The 18,985-nt window shown below is 61.5% G+C and carries 19 protein-coding genes; 11 read left to right on the plus strand and 8 right to left on the minus strand.

Features of this window, described 5'->3' with window-relative positions; translation table 11 throughout:
* The first annotated feature begins 21 nt into the window (after positions 1-21).
* The 5 genes from QRN41_RS01505 to moaE all read left to right on the plus strand — a co-directional run bounded on the left by QRN41_RS01505 (position 22) and on the right by moaE (position 4,141).
* Entirely contained in the window at positions 22-1,146 is a 1,125-nt protein-coding gene (locus tag QRN41_RS01505; RefSeq protein WP_285421084.1) for a polysaccharide deacetylase family protein, read from the plus strand.
* A 339-nt stretch (positions 1,147-1,485) separates the two neighbouring features.
* Positions 1,486-2,880 carry a PhoH family protein gene (locus QRN41_RS01510; protein ID WP_024073562.1) on the plus strand — a complete coding sequence of 465 codons (1,395 nt, stop codon included), beginning with the start codon at positions 1,486-1,488 and terminating at the stop codon, positions 2,878-2,880.
* A gap of 96 nt (positions 2,881-2,976) precedes the next feature.
* Positions 2,977-3,450, plus strand: coding sequence for a cyclic pyranopterin monophosphate synthase MoaC (gene moaC, locus QRN41_RS01515; protein WP_034096000.1), 474 nt, complete (start codon positions 2,977-2,979; stop codon positions 3,448-3,450).
* Positions 3,447-3,689, plus strand: coding sequence for a MoaD/ThiS family protein (locus tag QRN41_RS01520; protein WP_034096001.1), 243 nt, complete (start codon positions 3,447-3,449; stop codon positions 3,687-3,689). The genes moaC and QRN41_RS01520 overlap by 4 nt, the downstream gene beginning before the upstream one ends.
* A gap of 2 nt (positions 3,690-3,691) precedes the next feature.
* Complete coding sequence (moaE, locus tag QRN41_RS01525) at positions 3,692-4,141, plus strand: molybdopterin synthase catalytic subunit MoaE (RefSeq protein WP_167417263.1); 450 nt, start codon at positions 3,692-3,694, stop codon at positions 4,139-4,141.
* 134 nt (positions 4,142-4,275) lie between these two features.
* Here moaE and rhlB read toward each other — a convergent pair whose 3' ends face one another.
* Together rhlB and QRN41_RS01535 are read right to left on the minus strand one after the other, a co-directional pair.
* Positions 4,276-5,745: an ATP-dependent RNA helicase RhlB gene (gene rhlB, locus QRN41_RS01530; protein WP_285421112.1), complete on the minus strand. Its 1,470-nt coding sequence runs from the start codon at positions 5,743-5,745 to the stop codon at positions 4,276-4,278.
* A gap of 96 nt (positions 5,746-5,841) precedes the next feature.
* Positions 5,842-6,498, minus strand: a complete 657-nt coding sequence (locus tag QRN41_RS01535; protein ID WP_285421085.1) for an alpha/beta hydrolase — start codon at positions 6,496-6,498, stop codon at positions 5,842-5,844.
* Between the two features lie 347 nt (positions 6,499-6,845).
* Here QRN41_RS01535 and QRN41_RS01540 point away from each other — a divergent pair, with 347 nt between their 5' ends.
* From QRN41_RS01540 to QRN41_RS01555, 4 genes are all read left to right on the plus strand, one after another.
* A complete protein-coding gene (locus tag QRN41_RS01540; RefSeq protein WP_285421086.1) occupies positions 6,846-7,877 on the plus strand; it encodes an amino acid ABC transporter substrate-binding protein in 1,032 nt (343 codons plus the stop codon).
* Positions 7,878-7,949: 72 nt separating this feature from the next.
* Positions 7,950-9,131 (plus strand): amino acid ABC transporter permease, encoded by a 1,182-nt coding sequence (locus QRN41_RS01545; protein WP_258695406.1) that lies wholly within the window; start codon positions 7,950-7,952, stop codon positions 9,129-9,131.
* Positions 9,132-9,141: 10 nt separating this feature from the next.
* Positions 9,142-10,239 (plus strand): amino acid ABC transporter permease, encoded by a 1,098-nt coding sequence (locus QRN41_RS01550; protein ID WP_034096007.1) that lies wholly within the window; start codon positions 9,142-9,144, stop codon positions 10,237-10,239.
* Positions 10,240-10,250: 11 nt separating this feature from the next.
* The gene (locus tag QRN41_RS01555; RefSeq protein ID WP_034096008.1) at positions 10,251-11,015 is read left to right on the plus strand and encodes an amino acid ABC transporter ATP-binding protein; all 765 of its coding nucleotides are present in this window, start codon (positions 10,251-10,253) and stop codon (positions 11,013-11,015) included.
* A gap of 66 nt (positions 11,016-11,081) precedes the next feature.
* On the opposite strand, the gene QRN41_RS01560 is transcribed toward QRN41_RS01555, so the two are convergent.
* Both QRN41_RS01560 and QRN41_RS01565 read right to left on the minus strand, forming a co-directional pair.
* A complete protein-coding gene (locus QRN41_RS01560; protein WP_034137047.1) occupies positions 11,082-11,570 on the minus strand; it encodes a type II toxin-antitoxin system MqsA family antitoxin in 489 nt (162 codons plus the stop codon).
* A complete protein-coding gene (locus QRN41_RS01565) occupies positions 11,567-11,878 on the minus strand; it encodes a type II toxin-antitoxin system MqsR family toxin (protein WP_034137048.1) in 312 nt (103 codons plus the stop codon). Before QRN41_RS01565 ends, QRN41_RS01560 begins: the two co-directional genes overlap by 4 nt.
* Before the next feature lie 158 nt (positions 11,879-12,036).
* Here QRN41_RS01565 and QRN41_RS01570 point away from each other — a divergent pair, with 158 nt between their 5' ends.
* The gene (locus QRN41_RS01570) at positions 12,037-12,696 is read left to right on the plus strand and encodes a FadR/GntR family transcriptional regulator (protein ID WP_167417262.1); all 660 of its coding nucleotides are present in this window, start codon (positions 12,037-12,039) and stop codon (positions 12,694-12,696) included.
* On the plus strand, positions 12,686-13,951 hold the full coding sequence (locus QRN41_RS01575) for a CynX/NimT family MFS transporter (protein WP_167417261.1): 1,266 nt from the start codon (positions 12,686-12,688) through the stop codon (positions 13,949-13,951). Before QRN41_RS01570 ends, QRN41_RS01575 begins: the two co-directional genes overlap by 11 nt.
* Here the strand turns inward: QRN41_RS01575 and QRN41_RS01580 are convergent.
* The 4 genes from QRN41_RS01580 to QRN41_RS01595 all read right to left on the minus strand — a co-directional run bounded on the left by QRN41_RS01580 (position 13,948) and on the right by QRN41_RS01595 (position 18,981).
* Positions 13,948-14,598 carry a DUF1120 domain-containing protein gene (locus tag QRN41_RS01580; RefSeq protein WP_094065354.1) on the minus strand — a complete coding sequence of 217 codons (651 nt, stop codon included), beginning with the start codon at positions 14,596-14,598 and terminating at the stop codon, positions 13,948-13,950. The two genes, QRN41_RS01575 and QRN41_RS01580, sit on opposite strands and share 4 nt — an antisense overlap.
* Positions 14,599-14,615: 17 nt before the next feature.
* Positions 14,616-15,761 (minus strand): DUF1120 domain-containing protein, encoded by a 1,146-nt coding sequence (locus QRN41_RS01585; RefSeq protein ID WP_167417260.1) that lies wholly within the window; start codon positions 15,759-15,761, stop codon positions 14,616-14,618.
* A gap of 11 nt (positions 15,762-15,772) precedes the next feature.
* Positions 15,773-18,187 carry a fimbria/pilus outer membrane usher protein gene (locus QRN41_RS01590; protein WP_167417259.1) on the minus strand — a complete coding sequence of 805 codons (2,415 nt, stop codon included), beginning with the start codon at positions 18,185-18,187 and terminating at the stop codon, positions 15,773-15,775.
* A gap of 92 nt (positions 18,188-18,279) precedes the next feature.
* Positions 18,280-18,981 carry a fimbria/pilus chaperone family protein gene (locus tag QRN41_RS01595; RefSeq protein WP_285421087.1) on the minus strand — a complete coding sequence of 234 codons (702 nt, stop codon included), beginning with the start codon at positions 18,979-18,981 and terminating at the stop codon, positions 18,280-18,282.
* Between the last annotated feature and the right edge of the window lie 4 nt (positions 18,982-18,985).

An 18,985-nucleotide genomic window follows, 5' to 3' on the forward strand; every position in this document is an offset into this window, starting at 1 on the left:
TTCTGGAAAGGGAGACCCTGTGTGCGAATAGCGCTTTTATTGTCCGCTTGTCTGTTGTGCCTAAGCGCCCAGGCCGCGCCGGTGGACGTGGCCAGCCTGAACCGTGGCGCCTGGCCCGAAAAGCTCAGCACGCCGGCGCTGTTCGATGTGGGCTCGCGCGCCGAGATCCTGATGTTCGCCCACAGCCTGCTGGCCAGCGAGTCCCAGGATGAAGCGGCCCTTAAACAACGCCTGGGATTGAAGATCATCAACCTGGCGGCCATCAACGACCTGCGCCGTGAGCTGTGGCAACGCTTGCTGGAGAACTACAGCGTCGCCCAGCAGAGTTGCGAGGTGGATGCGTCGTTCTGCTACCTGGTGGAAAACATGGACGACCTTCGCGAGGAGGCCGGCAAGTTCCAGATCAGCGAAAGCTCCTTCTATATAGATTGGGCCGCCCCCAGCCATGCCTTCCATGAGCGCTACCTGGATGAACTGCTGCGCAAGGCCGCGCTGTTTCCGCAGATCAGCAGTGAAGTTGCGCGGTTCGGCGACCATGAACGCAATGGCGATGAATTCAATGACCGCCTGTTCCTGCTGACCTTCGACGGCGGCCCCGCGCCCGTCAGCGGCAACACTGATTGGCTGGCCGACTATCTGCGCAAACAGAAGATGAACGGGGTGTTCTTTGTCCTCGGTAGCAGCCTGCAAACCCGCGTGGAGCGCAGCTCCGCCGCCGACGTGCAGGCGCTGTACCAAGGCCAGTGTGTGGGCACCCAGGGCTGGCAGTACCGTTCCCATAGCCATTGGGTGGACTGGCAAAGTTCGATCACCCGCAGCGCCCAGTTGGTGCAGAACCTGATGCCGGAAAACTACCTGCCACTGTTTCGCCCACCCTATGGCCAGCGCCGCGCGGACAGCCAGGGGTTTTTCCAATCACAGGGCTTGCAGGTGGCGTTGTGGGACATCGATTCCCAGGACGAGCCGGGCAAGCTCAAGGCTGAAGAGTCGGCGCAGCGCGTGCTCACGCTGATGCTGTTATGGCGCAAGGGCGTGATTGTGTTTCACGACACTCAGGACAAGGCGCGGGTGGCATTGCCGTGGTTGCTGCAGGCGACCGCGCAGAGCGGCCTGGGTTGGCAGGACTGTCGCGAAGCGTTTCGATGAAGTGCCCGGCCCTATTGGGTTTGCGCAGGTTTCGGGGTGATTTTGTGCGACATTTCGATGCAGGCGGACTTCCGACTTTAACGGCGCAGCTGGCACTCGGCTAGTGCTATTCGTCATCCTGAAAAATAAACTTCAAAAAAGCGTCAAAGTGCTTTTTCCTGTCACACGTTTTGCGGTATTACGAAGTCAGATCGCCGAAACCTGCAGCACAGGTGGCGTCTTCCAAGACTCCTCATGTGGGCATGCACTTGACGTCACTCAGGTGCATTCGGTGGTCGAATCGAGGCGCAGCACCGCCCAGGTATTGCGTCGACTGGCTCCCACAAAAGGTGACCGAGTATGGATGATCATGGACGTAACCCTTCTTCCGACCAGCCAATCCTTTATGTGCTTGATACGAATGTATTGATCCACGATCCAAACGCACTGCTCAATTTCGAAGAACACCACGTCGCCATCCCGATGATCGTGCTTGAGGAGCTCGACAAACTCAAAAGCGGCCACCACAGCGTTGCCGCCGAATGTCGCCAGGCCATCCGCCTGATCGACAAGACCCTGGGCGAGGCCTCGCCTGAAGATGTTGAGGTCGGTGTGCCGATCCAGCGCGGCAAGAGCGGGCCCAAGGGCTTGCTGTCGATTCTGATGAGCAAGCGCAGCGAGCCCAACAGCCTGCTGCCGGAAAACCTGAACGACAACAAAATCATCAACCAATTGATCGACCTGCACGCGCGTGACAAGGACCTGCGTCTGGTGCTGGTGACCAAAGACATCAATATGCGCCTCAAGGCTCGCGCATGTGGGATCGCGGCCGAGGACTACAGCACCGACCAACTGGTCGATGACGTTTCGATGCTATCCCGTGGGTATCACACCATGACCGGTTCGTTCTGGGACCGCGTCAGCAAGGTGGAAACCCGTCAGGACCATGGCCGCACCTGGCATCAGGTACAACTGATCGACAACCTGCCGGCGGTGCATATCAATGAATTCATTATCGACGAACAGGGCTTCGTGGGCTGGATCAAAGAAATCCAAGTCGACAAGCTGCTGATCCTCGACCTGCATCAGGAACCCCTGTTGCACCAGGAAGCCTGGGGCCTGAAACCGCGTGATATCTACCAAAGCCTGGCGCTGTATGCGCTGCTGGATCCGGATATCCATCTGGTGAACCTGACCGGTGCCGCCGGTTCCGGTAAAACCATCCTGGCCCTGGCGGCCGCCATCGAACAGACCATGGTCACCAAGCGCTATCGCCGCATCATCGCCACCCGCAGCGTGCAGGGCCTGGACCAGGAAATCGGCTTCCTGCCAGGCACCGAGGCGGAAAAAATGGAACCGTGGTTGGGGGCGATCACCGACAACCTCGAAGCCTTGCACATGGATGACGAAAACACCCATGGCAGCGTCGACTACATCCTCAGCAAAGTGCCGTTGCAGTTCAAATCCCTCAACTACATCCGAGGTCGCAGCTTCCAGCAGAGCCTGATCCTGATCGACGAATGCCAGAACCTCACGCCGCACCAGATGAAAACCATCATCACCCGTGCCGGCGCCGGTTCCAAAGTGGTGTGCCTGGGCAACCTGGCACAGATCGACACTCCTTACCTGTCCGCGACCAGTTCCGGGCTGACCTACCTGACCGAACGCTTCAAGGATTTCCCGAACGGCGTGCATATCGCGCTGCAAGGGGTGCCTCGCTCGATTCTGGCGGAATACGCAGAGTCGCATCTCTGAGTCGCAAGCTTTAAGCTACAAGCTGCAAGTGGGTCCGGTGAGCTTTTGACCTGCCGCTTGCAGCTTTTAGCTTTTTTGCTGCCTCAAGGAGGCCTCGTGCTGACTCATCTCGATTCCCAAGGTCGCGCCCATATGGTCGACGTCACCGACAAGTCCGTGACGTTCCGTGAGGCGGTGGCCGAAGCGCGGGTGCGCATGCTGCCCGAGACCCTCAAAATGATTGTCGACGGTGCCCACCCCAAGGGCGACGTGTTCGCCGTGGCCCGCATCGCCGGGATCCAGGCGGCCAAGAAGACCAGTGATCTGATTCCCCTGTGCCATCCGCTGATGCTGACGGGCGTCAAGGTCGAGCTGGCCGCTGAAGGGGAAAATACCGTACATATCGTCGCGCGCTGCAAACTCTCGGGGCAGACCGGCGTGGAGATGGAAGCGTTGACCGCCGCCAGCGTCGCCGCGCTGACCATTTACGATATGTGCAAGGCGGTGGATCGCGGCATGACCATCGAGAACATTCGCCTGCTGGAAAAACTCGGCGGCAAGAGCGGGCATTTCAAGGCAGACCAGGCATGAGCATCAACGTATTGTTTTTTGCGCGTTACGCCGAGGCGGTGGGCTTCGATTCGCTGGAGATGGAAGGCGAGTTTGCCACCGTGGATGCCGTGCGCCTGGCCTTGGCCAGCGACCCCGAGTTCGCCGTACTTAACGAGGCGAGCCTGATGTGCGCGCGCAACGAGGAGTTGTGTGATCTGGACGAACCGGTCTTGGCCGGTGATGACGTGGCGTTTTTTCCGCCCGTGACCGGAGGCTGAGCGTGGCCATTCGTGTGCAGGTGGAGGCCTTTGATCCGGGGGCGGAAGTCAACGCTATGCACGCCGCAAATGTAGGCGTGGGCGCGGTGGTGAGCTTTGTTGGCTACGTGCGCGACTTCAACGATGGGCGCGATGTGTCTGGCATGTTCCTCGAACACTATCCGGGCATGACCGAAAAGGCCCTGGCCAAGATCACCACCGAAGCCGAGCAGCGCTGGCCATTGCTCAAACTGGAAGTGCTGCACCGCGTCGGCGCCCTGGAGCCGGGCGAGCCGATTGTGTTCGTCGCGGCTGCCAGTGCCCATCGCCAGGCGGCGTTCGACGCCTGTGCGTTTGTGATGGATTATCTGAAGACCCGTGCGCCGTTCTGGAAGAAGGAAAACACACCGGAAGGTGCGCGCTGGGTGGAAGGGCGAGACAGCGACCACACTGCGGCGGATCGCTGGAAGTAGTACGGTCAAAAATCAGCTGAAATTAAATGTGGGAGGGGGCTCGCCCCCGATAGCAGTGTGTCAGTCAACAGAGGTGTTGAATGTGGCATAGCTATCGGGGGCAAGCCCCCTCCCACTTTTTATCGCATTCCAGCTTACGGGCGTTTGCGCTCTACGGCCCGCAATAGATGCGTCGGCGGTGTCTCGCAGCTGATCTTGCGCCCCAGCAGCGCTTCGATCGACGGCAACTGATACGAGTCATCTTCCCCGGCAAAGCTGATCGACACACCCGCCGCTCCGGCGCGGCCAGTACGGCCGATGCGGTGTACATAGTCGTCCGGCACTTCCGGCAGAGTGAAGTTGATCACATGGCTGATGCCGTCGATGTGAATCCCGCGGCCTGCCACGTCGGTGGCCACCAGCACGCGAATCTTGCCTTCGCGGAAACCTTCCAGGGTCTTGATGCGCTTGTGCTGAGGCACGTCGCCGGACAGTTGCGCGGCGTTCACGCCGTCACGCACCAGGCGTTCTTCGATGCGGCGCACTTCGTCCTTGCGGTTGGCGAACACCATCACCCGCTCCCAACCGTTGTCGTTGACCAAGTTGTAGAGCAGTTTGTATTTGTCGGCACCGGCCACGGCGTAGATATGCTGCTCGACGTTTTCGCTGGCGACGTTTTCCGCTTCGATCTCCACGATCGATGGGTCGGTGGTCCATTGCTTGGCAAGGTTCATCACGTCTTCGGTGAAGGTCGCGGAGAACAGCAGGGTCTGACGCTCGCTTTTCGGTGGGGTCTGGCGAATGATCTGGCGTACCTGTGGGATAAAGCCCATGTCGAGCATTCGGTCGGCCTCGTCCAGCACCATCACTTCGACCATGTCCAAATGCACGTCGCCGCGCTGGTTGAAGTCCAGCAGGCGACCCGGGGTGGCAACCAGGATGTCGCAGTGGCGGGCTTCGAGGTGCTTGAGCTGCTTGTCGAAGTCCATGCCGCCTACGAACGTCATGACGTTGAGGCCGGTGTACTTGGTCAGGTCGGCAGCGTCCTTGGCGATCTGTACCACCAACTCGCGGGTTGGCGCGATGATCAGCGCGCGCGGTTCGCCCATGTAACGTTCTTTGGGCGGCGGCGTTTGCAGCAGTTGGGTAATGATCGAGATCAGGAATGCGGCGGTCTTGCCGGTGCCGGTCTGCGCGCGGCCGATGGCGTCTTTGCCGGCCAGGGTAAAGCCCAGCACCTGCGCCTGGATCGGCGTGCAGTACGGGAAGCCCAGGTCCTGGATGGCGTGCATCAGTTCCGGAGCCAGCTTGAAGTCATGGAAGCGGGTCTTGCCATCCTGGGGCTCGACGACGAAGTCTTCGAGTTTCCATGGGGTGACCGGCGGTTTGGGCGCGCGTTGACGGCGCGGTGCTTTGGCTTGCGGGGCTGGCGCGGCCTCAGCCGGTGCAGTCTGTTCGGGCGCGGTCACCGATGGCTTCCTGGGCGGGGCCACAGGTGCGGTCCGGCCGGGCTGTTGACCGTCATTGCGGCTGCCGGGCGTCGGGACAGGGGCGCTGGGAACAGGCGCGAGCGGCTCAGCCTCGCTTTTGCCGAACATCTTCTTGAGTGCTTTGAGCACGGTGATCTCATTAATTGGTTAAGGAATATACGCCGGCCAGTGTAATGCAAGATTCGGGCGCGGCGTAGTGCGTCTGTCATACGGCTACATAAAGCCAGGGTTTCAGCGCAGACGTTCGCTCAGCCACTGGCCGATGCGCTCTATCTCTTCAGGTAACACTTCGTGTCCCATTGGGTATTCCTGCCATGTCACGGTGACACCATGGTGCTTCAAGTACTCCATTGCTGTACGACCCATGGCGTTCTGCACCACGTCGTCGTACTGGCCGTGCAGGCAAAGGGTCGGAATGCGCTGCTGACTGGCGGATAACTCCAGCTCATCGCTGAACGTGGGGGCATAGGTGGAGAGGGCGATCACGCCACCCAGCGGTCCCTGCCACTTCAGAAAAGCGGTGTGGTAAACCACGGCGCCGCCCTGGGAGAACCCCGCGAGGAAAATTCGCGATGCGTCTATCCCGGTTCTTTTTTGCGCTTCGATCAAATCCATTACGGTTTGCGCCGAGATTTCCAGCTCTTCCAGGCTGATGGAGCGTGCGGGGCTCATGGCCGTTATGTCGTACCAGCTGGGCATCTCGTAACCGCCGTTGATCGTTACCGGACGGATCGGCGCCTGGGGCAAGACGAATCGGGTGGACAGCAGATCTTCCTGTAGGGCTTCGGCTACGGGCATGAAGTCATAGCGATCGGCGCCCAGGCCATGCAGCCAGATAACACAGGCATCGGCAGGCTTGGCGGGCTGAAGAATAAGGGGGTCGGTCATGTTCGCTCCATAAACGTGCGCTCGCTCCGATTGGGTGCGTCGGAACGGTGCGCAGCGGGTTGATTTGTTAACAAGATGTCGCAACGTTGAATCTTTTACACTTGAACCTGGGCTGAAACGACTCAGCCGTCACTCTGGTACGGCGCTTGCTATGTGTAGGTCGATGTCAGAACTATCCTCGGTCGGTAACACTATCAGTGAGTGCCGCTTGGGAGATAGCCGCTGGAATTAATGCGACAGTCCCATGCCGCTTGACCCTAAAAAAAGCCAACACGGGTCAATATCGCCTCATAAGGGTGCGCTGGGATTCGAGCTCCGACACAACAAGAGCAAAACTGGAGGTTTGAATGAAGGTATTGAAATCCACCCTGGCCATCGTATGCGCGGCCGCTGTACTGGGTGTCAGCGGTTTCGCCCAAGCCGGCGCAACCCTGGACGCTGTGCAGAAGAAAGGCTTTGTACAGTGTGGCGTGAGTGACGGCTTGCCGGGTTTCTCGGTACCGGATGCCAGCGGCAAGATCCTGGGGATCGACGCTGACGTATGCCGCGCTGTGGCGGCTGCCGTGTTCGGTGACGCCACCAAGGTCAAATTCAGCCAGTTGAATGCCAAAGAGCGTTTCACCGCGCTGCAATCGGGCGAAGTCGACATTCTGTCCCGTAACACCACCATGACCAGCTCCCGCGATGCGGGCATGGGCCTGAAATTCCCGGGTTTCATTACCTACTACGATGGCATCGGCTTCCTGGTTAACAACAAGCTGGGCGTCAAAAGCGCCAAGGAACTGGACGGTGCAACCATCTGCATCCAGGCCGGTACCACCACCGAGCTGAACGTTTCCGACTACTTCCGTGGCAACGGTCTGAAATACACCCCGATCACCTTCGACACCTCCGACGAAAGCGCCAAGTCGCTCGAATCCGGGCGTTGCGACGTGCTGACCTCCGACAAGTCCCAACTGTTCGCCCAGCGCAGCAAGTTGGCCTCGCCGAAGGATTACGTGGTACTGCCGGAAACCATTTCCAAGGAGCCACTGGGCCCGGTCGTACGTAACGGCGACGACGAGTGGCTGGCCATCGTGCGCTGGGTAGGCTATGCCATGCTCAACGCGGAAGAGGCCGGTATCACTTCCAAGAACGTCGAGGCTGAAGCCAAGTCCACCAAGAACCCGGACGTAGCTCGTCTGTTGGGCGCTGACGGTGAATACGGCAAAGACCTGAAAGTGAAGAAGGACTGGGTCGTACAGATCGTCAAGCAAGTCGGTAACTACAGTGAAGTGTTCGAGCGCAACCTGGGCAAGAGCACCCCGCTGGAAATCGACCGTGGCCTGAACGCACTGTGGAACAACGGCGGCATTCAATACGCACCGCCTGTGCGCTGATCGCTGATGGTTCTGTCACCCGGTGGGCCAACCGCCGGGTGATGTTCTGTTCCATTCTTTCCGGGGCACTTCATGCAAAATCAAATCGGCGCACCCAAGCAGAAGCTCAGCTTCAGCGACCCCAAAGTGCGTGCGTGGCTCTTCCAGATCATCACGATTGTGGCGGTGGTCTCGCTGGGCTGGTACCTCTTCAACAATACCCAGACCAACCTTCAGCACCGGGGCATCACCTCGGGTTTCGACTTTCTTGAACGCAGTGCCGGCTTCGGCATCGCGCAGCATTTGATCGATTACACCGAATCGGACAGCTATGCCCGGGTCTTCGTGATCGGCCTGCTCAACACCTTGCTGGTGACGTTCATCGGCGTGATTCTGGCCACCTTGCTGGGCTTTATCATCGGCGTGGCGCGCCTGTCGTCGAACTGGATGATCAACAAACTGGCGACGGTATACGTGGAAGTTTTCCGCAACATCCCGCCGTTGTTGCAGATCCTGTTCTGGTACTTTGCGGTGTTCCTGACCATGCCAGGGCCGCGCAACAGCCATAATTTCGGCGATACCTTCTTTGTCAGTAGTCGTGGCCTGAACATGCCGGCGGCGCTGGCCGCTGACGGTTTCTGGCCGTTCGTGGCGAGCATTGTGCTGGCCATCGTGGCAATCGTGATGATGGCGCGTTGGGCCAATAAACGCTTTGAAGCCACGGGCGTGCCGTTCCATAAGTTCTGGGCGGGCCTGGCGCTGTTCATCGTGATCCCGGCACTGTGCGCGTTGATCTTCGGCGCACCGCTGCACTGGGAAATGCCCAAGCTGCAAGGCTTCAACTTCGTCGGCGGCTGGGTATTGATCCCCGAACTGCTGGCGCTGACCCTGGCACTGACGGTGTACACGGCAGCGTTTATCGCCGAGATCGTGCGCTCGGGCATCAAGTCCGTCAGCCATGGCCAGACCGAAGCCGCTCGCTCCCTGGGCCTGCGCAACGGTCCGACGCTGCGCAAGGTCATCATCCCGCAGGCCCTGCGGGTGATCATTCCGCCGCTGACCAGCCAATACCTGAACCTGGCGAAGAACTCGTCGTTGGCCGCCGGTATCGGTTACCCGGAAATGGTTTCGCTGTTTGCCGGCACGGTGCTCAACCAGACCGGCCAGGCGATCGAAGTCATTGCCATCACCATGAGCGTGTACCTGGCGATCAGCATCAGCATTTCCCTGCTGATGAACTGGTACAACAAGCGCATTGCGCTGATCGAGCGGTGAGGAAACGCACATGAGTTCGCATACTTTCAAACCTGATATGCCGCCGCCGAGCAAAGTCTTCGGGCCAATGGCATGGATGCGCGCCAACCTATTTTCCAGTTGGCTCAATACACTGCTGACCCTGCTGTCGATCTACCTGGTGTACCTGGTGGTGCCGCCCATCCTGCATTGGGCCATCCTGGACGCTAACTGGGTTGGCACCACCCGCGCCGACTGCACGAAGGAGGGCGCCTGCTGGGTGTTCATCCAACAGCGTTTCGGGCAGTTCATGTATGGCTACTACCCCGGTGACCTGCGCTGGCGCGTGGACCTGACCGTGTGGCTGGCCATCGTCGGCGTGGCACCGTTGTTCATCTCGCGCTTCCCGCGCAAGGCAATCTACGGGCTGAGCTTCCTGGTGCTGTACCCGATCATCGCCTTCTTCCTGCTGCATGGCGGTGTATTTGGCCTGGCCACCGTGGCCACCAGCCAATGGGGCGGCCTGATGCTGACCCTGGTGATCGCCACCGTCGGCATCGCCGGCGCCTTGCCCTTGGGTATTGTGCTGGCGTTGGGACGGCGTTCGAACATGCCGGCGATTCGTGTGGTCTGCGTGACCTTCATCGAATTCTGGCGCGGCGTGCCGCTGATTACCGTGCTGTTCATGTCCTCGGTAATGCTGCCGTTGTTCCTGCCCGAAGGCATGAACTTCGACAAGTTGCTGCGGGCGCTGATCGGCGTGATCCTGTTCCAGTCGGCCTATGTGGCCGAAGTGGTGCGTGGCGGTTTGCAGGCCATCCCTAAAGGCCAGTACGAAGCGGCCGCAGCGATGGGCCTGGGCTACTGGCGCAGCATGGGCCTGGTGATTCTGCCGCAAGCCCTGAAGATGGTGATTCCGGGGATCGTCAACACCTTCATCGCGCTGTTCAAGGACACCAGCCTGGTGATCATCATCGGCCTGTTCGACCTGCTCAACAGCGTCAAGCAAGCCGCCGCCGACCCTAAATGGCTGGGCATGGCCACTGAAGGCTACGTGTTCGCCGCCCTGGTGTTCTGGATTTTCTGTTTTGGTATGTCGCGCTATTCCATGCACCTGGAACGCAAGCTCGACACAGGCCACAAGCGTTAGGAGTTCTTTTGATGAGCGAAGCAATCAAACAGCCTGTGGGCCCTGAAGGCATTATCCAGATGCAGGGCGTCAACAAGTGGTACGGCCAGTTCCATGTGTTGAAAGACATCAACCTCAACGTCAAGCAGGGCGAGCGTATCGTGCTGTGCGGGCCGTCGGGTTCCGGCAAGTCCACCACCATCCGCTGCCTCAACCGCCTGGAAGAACACCAGCAGGGCCGCATCGTGGTCGATGGCGTGGAGCTGACCAACGACCTCAAGCAGATCGAGGCGATCCGCCGCGAAGTCGGCATGGTGTTCCAGCACTTCAACCTGTTCCCGCACCTGACCATCCTGCAGAACTGCACGCTGGCGCCGATGTGGGTGCGCAAGATGCCCAAGCGCAAGGCCGAAGAAATCGCCATGCACTACCTGGAGCGCGTGCGCATCCCGGAGCAGGCCCACAAGTTTCCGGGGCAACTGTCCGGCGGCCAGCAACAGCGTGTGGCAATTGCCCGTGCCCTGTGCATGAAACCGAAAATCATGCTGTTCGATGAGCCGACTTCGGCACTGGACCCAGAGATGGTGAAAGAAGTACTCGACACCATGATCGGCCTGGCCGAAGACGGCATGACCATGCTCTGCGTAACCCACGAAATGGGCTTTGCCCGTACCGTGGCCAACCGTGTGATCTTCATGGACAAAGGCGAAATCGTGGAACAAGCGGCACCGAATGACTTCTTCGACAACCCGCAGAATGATCGGACCAAGTTGTTCTTGAGCCAGATTCTGCATTGATCCTGCGGTAATGCTTGAAGATAAACCCGGCCTTGGCGCCGGGTTTATTTTTGCCTGTCTACCGTGTCAGGACGCCTGAGCTGAAAGCTGTTGCGCGTCTTTGGCGATGAGCAGCCGGTTAAGATCTTCGCCAACGTTGAGCGTCTCTATCTCCGCCAACAGGTGGGGATGTTTATCCAACAAGCGCATCAGGATGAGTAATGGCTCAGGTGGAAACACCTCGGCCCTTTCGTACCGGGAAAATGCGTTGTGGCCGCGGCCAATCAACAGCCTCACAGCCTCCTTTTGGGTCAGATGTAATTTGCGCCGAATTCGCTTTATTTCGGCGGCAATGACTTTTCGCGCATCGACCAACAGTTGATCACTGGCAGTGGAATAACGCTCTGCACTGTCGGTGTCCATATCGAACTCCCTTTCATGGCAGACCTGGCATTCCCAGCCGGCGATATCAGGAATCTTGCGCAGCATGCCGCGGGTATTGATCGTGAAGGTGCGACCTTCGAAATGCTGCATGCCTTCAGCAGCGCCGCAGTTCACGCATTGTCGGGTTTTCATAAAGCTTTCTCCTTGAAGGAGATTACCGGCGGCCCACCGCTTGGACGGTAGGTCACTTTGATGTAAATCTCCGTGCCGTAAATCTTGATCAGATAGACGTCCTGCCATATCCGATGGTCTGCGTATGTCGTCATTGACTTGTACAACATTCGAGCTTCCAGAGCGCAAACGGCAAGTCGCATCTGACCGAGGCTCAACTCCAGCTGCCGCCCTCCCTCTCGGGCGCTGGCGGTGAAAGCGCGCGCACCTAGCCGGATGACCTCTTCCTTGACTTGAGCCAAATCGTAATGAGGTGTGTGCTTTTCCATAAGACACCTAAGTTGATAATTACCCTTTAAGGGTAATTTTACCAATCGAAAATTTTGCTTCGTTTTCCGCCCATTCACCCTAGTGCGTTGCCTTTGTAGGTGAGTCCTAATAGGCTGTAGGAAAATTCATCCTATGATTGGACGAAAGCGCAAAATCCATGACAGACATCGCCCCACTGATCAAACGCTCCCTGGTCGACCAGGCCCTTGAACAGTTGCGCCTGCGCATAGCCCAGGGCGTATGGGCTGTCGGCGAGCGCTTGCCCACCGAGCCGGAGTTGTCCGCCGAGCTGGGGATCAGCCGCAATACCGTGCGTGAAGCCATGCGGGTGTTGGCGTTTTCCGGGTTGATTGAGATCCGCCAGGGAGACGGCAGTTATCTGCGCTCGATGACTGATCCCTTGGGGGCGATGCGTGCGTTGTCCCACTGCACCTTGGTGCAGGCGCAGGAGACCCGGCAGATCCTCGAAGTGGAGGCCATTGGTCTTGCGGCGCAACGCCGTACCGAGCAAGACCTTCAGGGGTTGCATCAAGCCCTGCGCACCAGCGCCGCGCTGTATCACGGTGACCTGGAGGCCTATATCCACGCCGACCTGGTGTTCCACACCCGTCTGGTGGATGCCGCCCACAACCCGGCGTTGAGCGAGTTGTACCAGTATTTTTCCGCCATCGTCGGCGCCCAGTTGCGCCAGACCCTCAGTGTTTCACCACGCCGCCAGGCGGTGTTCGACCTGCACAGCGCCTTGCTTGAAGCGGTGGAGCAGCAAGACCCGGAACGCGCCAAATCCCTCTGCCGACAGTTGATCCATGAACCCTGAAGCCCAACGCACACCCGAACTCGAAGAACTGCTGATCGATGCCGAGGCCGATGACGACGAGGTCCAGCACACCCCGCCGCAGGTCAGCCGCCCGTGGCTGTTGCTGCTGGGCCTGGTGCTGGTGGCGTTGAACCTGCGCCCCGCGTTGTCGAGCATGGCGCCGTTGCTCAGCGATGTGTCGGCCAGCCTGGGCTTGTCGGCGGCCAAGGCCGGTTTGCTGACCACTTTGCCCGTGCTGTGCCTGGGGCTGTTTGCGCCATTGGCGCCGATTCTGGCGCGGCGATTCGGCGCCGAGCGTGTGGTGCTGGGGATCGTGCTGACACTGGCCGGTGGCATCATTCTGCGCAGTGCATTCGGTGAGGTCGGGCTGTTTGCCGGCAGCCTGATTGCCGGGGCGAGCATCGGCATTATCGGCGTGTTGCTGCCGGGCATCGTCAAGCGTGATTTCGCTCGCCAGGCCGGGGCCATGACCGGCGTGTACACCATGGCGTTGTGCCTGGGCGCCGCGCTGGCGGCGGGGGCGACAGTGCCGCTGAGCCATGTGTTCGGCGACCGCTGGAGCATGGGCCTGGGCTTCTGGATGGTGCCGGCGGTGGTGGCGGCGTTGGTGTGGTGGCCCCAGGTCGGGCAACGACACGGCGCCCATCGCGTCGCGTATAAGGTCAAAGGCTTGTTACGCGATCCGTTGGCCTGGCAGGTGACCTTGTACATGGGCCTGCAATCGTCCCTGGCGTACATCGTGTTTGGCTGGCTGCCGTCGATTCTGATCAGCCGCGGCCTCAGCGCCACCGAGGCCGGGCTGGCGCTGTCCGGCTCGATCATCCTGCAATTGATCAGTTCGCTGGCCGCGCCCTGGTTGGCCACTCGTGGCCGCGACCAGCGCCTGGCGATCGTGGTGGTGATGCTGCTGACCCTCGGCGGGTTGTTCGGTTGCCTCTATGCGCCGCTGGACGGTCTGTGGGGCTGGGCGATCCTGCTCGGCCTGGGCCAGGGCGGCACCTTCAGCCTGGCGTTGACCTTGATTGTGCTGCGCTCGCGGGATGCCCACGTCGCCGCGAACCTGTCGAGCATGGCTCAGGGTTTCGGCTATACCCTGGCGTCCCTTGGCCCGTTTGCGGTCGGCCTGGTGCACGACTGGACCGGCGGCTGGAGCGCCATCGGCTGGATTTTCGCGGTGATCGGCCTGGGCGCGATCATTGCCGGCCTGGGCGCAGGGCGTGCGCGTTATGTGCAGGTCACCAGCGAGAAACGCTAGAGATAGATCACTTCCAGGGTCGCCGAGCCGTCGAGCAGGGTGTCGGTGCTCAGGTCCAGGTTCTGCCGTGCGTCGATCACCGCTTGGACCTTGACCGTGCTGATCAGCTCCTGGATCGCCGAAGGCCCGGCGGTGCTGCCCTGCCTGGCGGTAAAGCCCAGGTAGCTATTGGCGCCAATATCGATGGGGTTGAGGTTGGCGGTGCGCCAGGCCAGCCCGCCGGTGGTGGACTCGGTGCCGTACACCGTCACGGTGCTGTCCACCAGCGTGTTGCGGGGGTCGAAGGTCATCGAGTAAAGCCCAAGCCGGTTGCCGCTGTTGTCCAGCCCGAGCCCGTAGTAAATCTCGCTGTTGACCGTTGCGGTGCCCTCGCGATTGTCGCGCATGCGCAGCGCAAAACGACTTGGCGCCGTGCAGGCGATGCTCACTTGCAGGTGTTTGATCGGCAGCCGCGTACTGGTCTCCAGGTTCAGATCCTGCTGGGACATCTTGCCGTAGTCGATCAGCCCGCCGCCGGACAACTGAGGGTCGCAGGCGGTGGGCGTGACCACGCCTTTGACCGTCAGATCGACGCTGGAGGCGGCCTGGGTGTGGGCCGTGGCGGTCAATAACAGCAGGCTGTAAAAAACGATGGGATAAGCGTTCATGGCGTCAATTCGAGAAGTTAGAGGTAGATGATTTCGAGGGTGCCGGAGCCGTTGATCTGCACCACCTGACGCAGATCCAGGGATTGGGTCGGCGCCAGGTAAGCCTTGATGCGTAACGTGCCGCTCAGGTGCTGGATCGCCACCGGGCCTTGGGTGCTGCCCGCCAGGTGGGTGAAGCCCATATAGCTGTTGGCGGCGATAGGGATCTGCCGCGCACTGGCGCTGCTCCAGGCGGCGCCGTTGCTGGTGGAGTCGGTGCGATACAGCGCGCCGTAGGCATCGGCGGAAAAGTCTTCCGGGTCGATGTTTACGTAGAAGCGGCCGATCTTGTTCTGGCTGCCGTCGCGGTCCAGGCCGTAGGCGGTCTCGTCGGTGCCGCCGGTGGCCGAGCCTTCGCGGTTGTCGTGCATGCGCAAGGCGAAGGGCACGGGCGCGTCGCAACTGACGGTCATTTGCAGGGTGCGGGTGGGCAATGGGGTTTCGTTTGTGACGCTCAGGTCCTTGGCCAGCAAGGTGCCGTAATCCACCAGTCCGCCGTTGGACAACTGCGGCGTGCACGCCACCGGCGCGAAGTGCGCGCGCAGGGTCAGTTCACGGTAACGACCGCTGCGCTGGGCCTCGAACGTCCCGTTGACCTCCCAGGTGGTGGCGTCCCGCACGTAGGTTGCGGCCCTGTCCGCCCAGGCGCTGAGGCTCAGTTGCAGGGAAAAGTTTTTGCCCTGTACCACCGCGCCGCCTTGCACGGGGGCCACCAGGTGGCCAGTGCGCCACGTCAAGCGGGAGCCAACCACGGCTGGCGGTTGCCCGGCCACGGGCATCAAGCCCAACTCCACCGACCGACCATCCACTACGCCGTCACTGAGTTCGAGCGCGTAGCTGCCGTGTTCGGTGAATTGCAGACGTTCGGCACTGGCGGCGAGGGCGCGATAGAACACACTCAGGTCCTGCGCTTGCGGGCACGCAAGGGTCAGGCGCAAGCGGCGCTCGCCGAGCAGGCGCTGGGGTGCGCTGTCGGTTTGCGCCAGGCGGTTCATCAGGCCCAGGTCCAGCAGCGATTCGCTGAGGGTCAACTGGCACTCGTCGTTGGCCAACGCGTTGGCTGTGGCGCCGACGATGAGCAGCGATGCGGCCGTCAACTGCCGCAGCAGGCGAATAGGGGGCATGGTTACGGTCCTCATGATGGGGTACAGCGCGCGAGTGCGATTTCGAAATACACCTCGGGATCGCCCTCATCCGGCAGCTCGAACTGCAAGCGACAACGGGGCAAACCGGGGGCACTGACCCACAGGCCGGACGAGGCCAGCACATTGGGCAGAAACACCTGGCCGCCGTCCTGAACCAAGGTCACGAACTCGCCGTTGGCGGTGCTGACACTGGCGCCGCGAGGCAGCAACACGCCCTGTTCGGTGCGGGCGGTGAGCAGCACGCGACGGGTCAGGCTCACGCCGAACTCCACGCGGTCCACGGCGCCGCGTCCGGCCGCGAGCATCGCCAGGCCGTTATTGATATCGGCATTGCGCGGCAGCGAACGGGTTTGCACTTCCACCGGGCTGCGGCCATAGGGGCTGATCTGAGGGACCACGGCCTGGCCTTGCCAGTCGGTCCAGACCGGGCCGCTGGGGGTGCTGAGCTTGATGCCGCTGATGTCGCCCACCGAGACCAAGGCAAAGGTGTCACGCACCGGATAGGGTGACAACGTGACCCCGCCGCCATGCACCACCACGCCACCGCGAGCGCTGCCCTGATAGCTCGAACGCTCGGCGTCGGAGCGGCTGTAACTGACATCCAGCTGGCTGTAGCGGGGCAGGGCCGAAAGGCCGAGGGTGGTTTCCACTTGTTGGTCGCGGGTGTCGTGTTCGGCGCTGACGCGGTAGCTCAGTTGGTCGTCGATCTGCTCGTTCACCCCCACGCCGGTACGGTGCTCGCCGCCTGAATTGCGCACCCAGGCCCGCACGCGCCGGTTATCCCCCAAGGGCAGGCTGACGTTGAAGTAGAACGCGTTGTCCTGCTGTTGGCGCCCGCCCATCTGCCACTCGGCACTGGCCGATAACGATACGCCGCTGACGCTGGTGCCCCAGGACACTAAGCCCCGGCTGCTGCTGTCGCCGTCGAAGTTGCTGGAGCGCGACACCCCGGCACTGACTGCACCCAGCCACGGATGCGCCCAGCCCAGGCTGGCGCTTTGTTGGTCGCGATAGCGCGAGCGGCGCTGCTGGGTGGTTTCGGCCTCGTAGGTGGCTTCCTCCAGTTCGCGATAACCCGGCGTGCGCCAGGCGTTGGCCACGCTGAACGACCATTGATCGTTCAGGCGCTGGGACCACGACAGGTCGGTCTGCACCCCGCGCACCTGGTCCCGTGCATGCGTGTCGGCCACTTGGCTGGCCAGTTGTACCTGGCTGTCCAACCCCGGCAACCAGCCCAGGCTCACACCGGCGGCTCGGTATTCGCTGGCGGCCAGCACGCCGCTGCCCAGCGACAGTTGCGGGTGTACGGCACCGGTCCAACCGGCGCTGACCACCCAGGGATCGTCTCCCTGGGCATCGCCGATGTTGCGCACGCGCCCCGCCGACACCGAGTAACCCGGCGCCGGCAACCCCAGGCCAAGCATGGCGGCCGGAACGGTAAAGCGCCGTTCGCCACCGTTGCTTTCCTTGACCGTCACCTCGACGTCGGAGCGCGAGTTCAGGCGCCGCACGCCCGTCAAGGAAAACGGCCCGGCGGGAACTACCGTGGAGTGAATCAACGTGCCGTTCTGGCGCACTTCGACTTGGGCCGGGCTGTTGGCGATACCGTCGATGGTCGCGCCCTGACTCTGCTCTTGCAGCGCCTGCTCGGTCAGGACCTGCACGCCGGTGATCTGCGCGCCGGGCAATACCGGGTTGTACAGATTGACCTGCCCCGCCTGCAGCACCGCCTGGTGGCTGGCAAAGGTGCGCTGGGCATAGGCCTCCAGGTGCGTACTGCGCGAGAGGCCGTCCTGCCAGGTCTGCACCTGACGGCTGCGTACGATCCAATCGCCGGCATTGAAGCCGACCTCGGTGTTGGCCGAGCCGAAGCGGCTGTCGCTGTCGCCGAAGCGGTTATAGAACCCGGTCAGGTCGTAGTTGAGCAGGCCGGCCACGCCACCGGTTTCATAGCCCGAGACATCCTGTTGTAGCGGGCGCAGCGCCTCGGTCGGCACCACCAACGCTACCGTGAGCGTGGCTGGGTCCGGTTCCACCAGGCTTTGGGGATACTGTGCGAGAAAGTCGTGGCAGGGACCGTTGTCGTCAGGTACACGCAGGTTGGCGGCGTCCAACAGGGCACGGTCGAAGCACACGGCACCTTGTTGATCGAAGTTGACGTCAAGCCGACCGCGGTGCTGGCCGTTGACCCGCAGGCTGACGGCATGCCGCCCTGCGGCAAAGCGCGGAGCTTCCAGCAGCAGGCTGGCCAGGTGCGGGTCAATCCCGCGTTGCCGCAGGGTGGTGGCATCGAAGCCTTGGCGTGCATCGGCGCTGGCGGCCAAGGGTGCCAGCGTACAGGCCAGCAGCAGCGTGATAGTGACGGGCACAGTGGCGCCGTCACGGTAACTCAATACTGTTTTCACAAAGGGCACTCGAATGATGGACGCTGGAGCGTCCTGGTGACGGTCATCGAGCCGTCACTTCGATGCAGGCGGTAACCGCCTGGGGTTGTTCGTCAGGTAATCGGTGCTTCGTAGGCCGCCACGGCAAAGCCGTACACCGTGGCCGGTTGCAGCCGGACCTTGGTGGCCGGACCACCGCTGGCCGGCACACTCAGGGTTTCCCCCGGCAACACATAGGTGCGCGGCAACATCGCCTTGCCGTCGCCGGGCAGCAGCCGCAGCTCCTGGGCCAGGCGCACCACATAAGGGCTGGTATTGCGCACCTGCAACGTATTGCCGTGCTGTGACCACGTCAGCTCAGTCCAAGGTGTGCGATTGGGCCCCAAGCCCTTGGGATGAATGATCACCGGCAGGTTCTGGCGCACCGTCACACCCACCCGGGCATGCCCGGCTTGCGTGGCGGGGCGGCCCTGGGGCATGCCTTCGAAAATCGCGCGTTTGAGGCGCTGGGTGAGCAGCGGTTGCTGGCTTTGCAGGATGAAGCGCACCAGTTGCGATTTGGACGGCTCCACCCGCGACAGCGGCGGCGTGACCACCAGCAAGGGTTCGGTGTCTTCGGGGATGTCTTGCAACGTGACATGCAGCAGCGCCAGTTGGCTGTCGGTGTTGGTGACCGACACGGCGGCTTCGCCCTCGGCTTCGTGAACGATCACCACGGAGGTGTCCGGGACCATGCCGTCAGCCCGTGCGCCCGTGCCGCCGAGCAGCAGCGCCAGGGCCATAAGGCAGGTTGCGGGGTTGAGCACTGTGGTCATGAGA

The organism is Pseudomonas sp. efr-133-TYG-23, from assembly GCF_030209215.1.
GTDB lineage: Bacteria > Pseudomonadota > Gammaproteobacteria > Pseudomonadales > Pseudomonadaceae > Aquipseudomonas > Aquipseudomonas rhodesiae.

Coding starts and splice junctions, on each gene's coding strand:
- QRN41_RS01595 (WP_285421087.1), bottom strand. CDS start 18,981: ATGACCACAGTGCTCAACCCCGCAACCTGCCTTATGGCCCTGGCGCTG.
- QRN41_RS01560 (WP_034137047.1), bottom strand. CDS start 11,570: ATGAAAACCCGACAATGCGTGAACTGCGGCGCTGCTGAAGGCATGCAG.
- QRN41_RS01585 (WP_167417260.1), bottom strand. CDS start 15,761: ATGCCCCCTATTCGCCTGCTGCGGCAGTTGACGGCCGCATCGCTGCTC.
- QRN41_RS01520 (WP_034096001.1), top strand. CDS start 3,447: ATGAGCATCAACGTATTGTTTTTTGCGCGTTACGCCGAGGCGGTGGGC.
- QRN41_RS01570 (WP_167417262.1), top strand. CDS start 12,037: ATGACAGACATCGCCCCACTGATCAAACGCTCCCTGGTCGACCAGGCC.
- QRN41_RS01580 (WP_094065354.1), bottom strand. CDS start 14,598: ATGAACGCTTATCCCATCGTTTTTTACAGCCTGCTGTTATTGACCGCC.
- QRN41_RS01540 (WP_285421086.1), top strand. CDS start 6,846: ATGAAGGTATTGAAATCCACCCTGGCCATCGTATGCGCGGCCGCTGTA.
- QRN41_RS01545 (WP_258695406.1), top strand. CDS start 7,950: ATGCAAAATCAAATCGGCGCACCCAAGCAGAAGCTCAGCTTCAGCGAC.
- QRN41_RS01510 (WP_024073562.1), top strand. CDS start 1,486: ATGGATGATCATGGACGTAACCCTTCTTCCGACCAGCCAATCCTTTAT.
- QRN41_RS01575 (WP_167417261.1), top strand. CDS start 12,686: ATGAACCCTGAAGCCCAACGCACACCCGAACTCGAAGAACTGCTGATC.
- QRN41_RS01550 (WP_034096007.1), top strand. CDS start 9,142: ATGAGTTCGCATACTTTCAAACCTGATATGCCGCCGCCGAGCAAAGTC.
- QRN41_RS01535 (WP_285421085.1), bottom strand. CDS start 6,498: ATGACCGACCCCCTTATTCTTCAGCCCGCCAAGCCTGCCGATGCCTGT.
- QRN41_RS01555 (WP_034096008.1), top strand. CDS start 10,251: ATGAGCGAAGCAATCAAACAGCCTGTGGGCCCTGAAGGCATTATCCAG.
- QRN41_RS01565 (WP_034137048.1), bottom strand. CDS start 11,878: ATGGAAAAGCACACACCTCATTACGATTTGGCTCAAGTCAAGGAAGAG.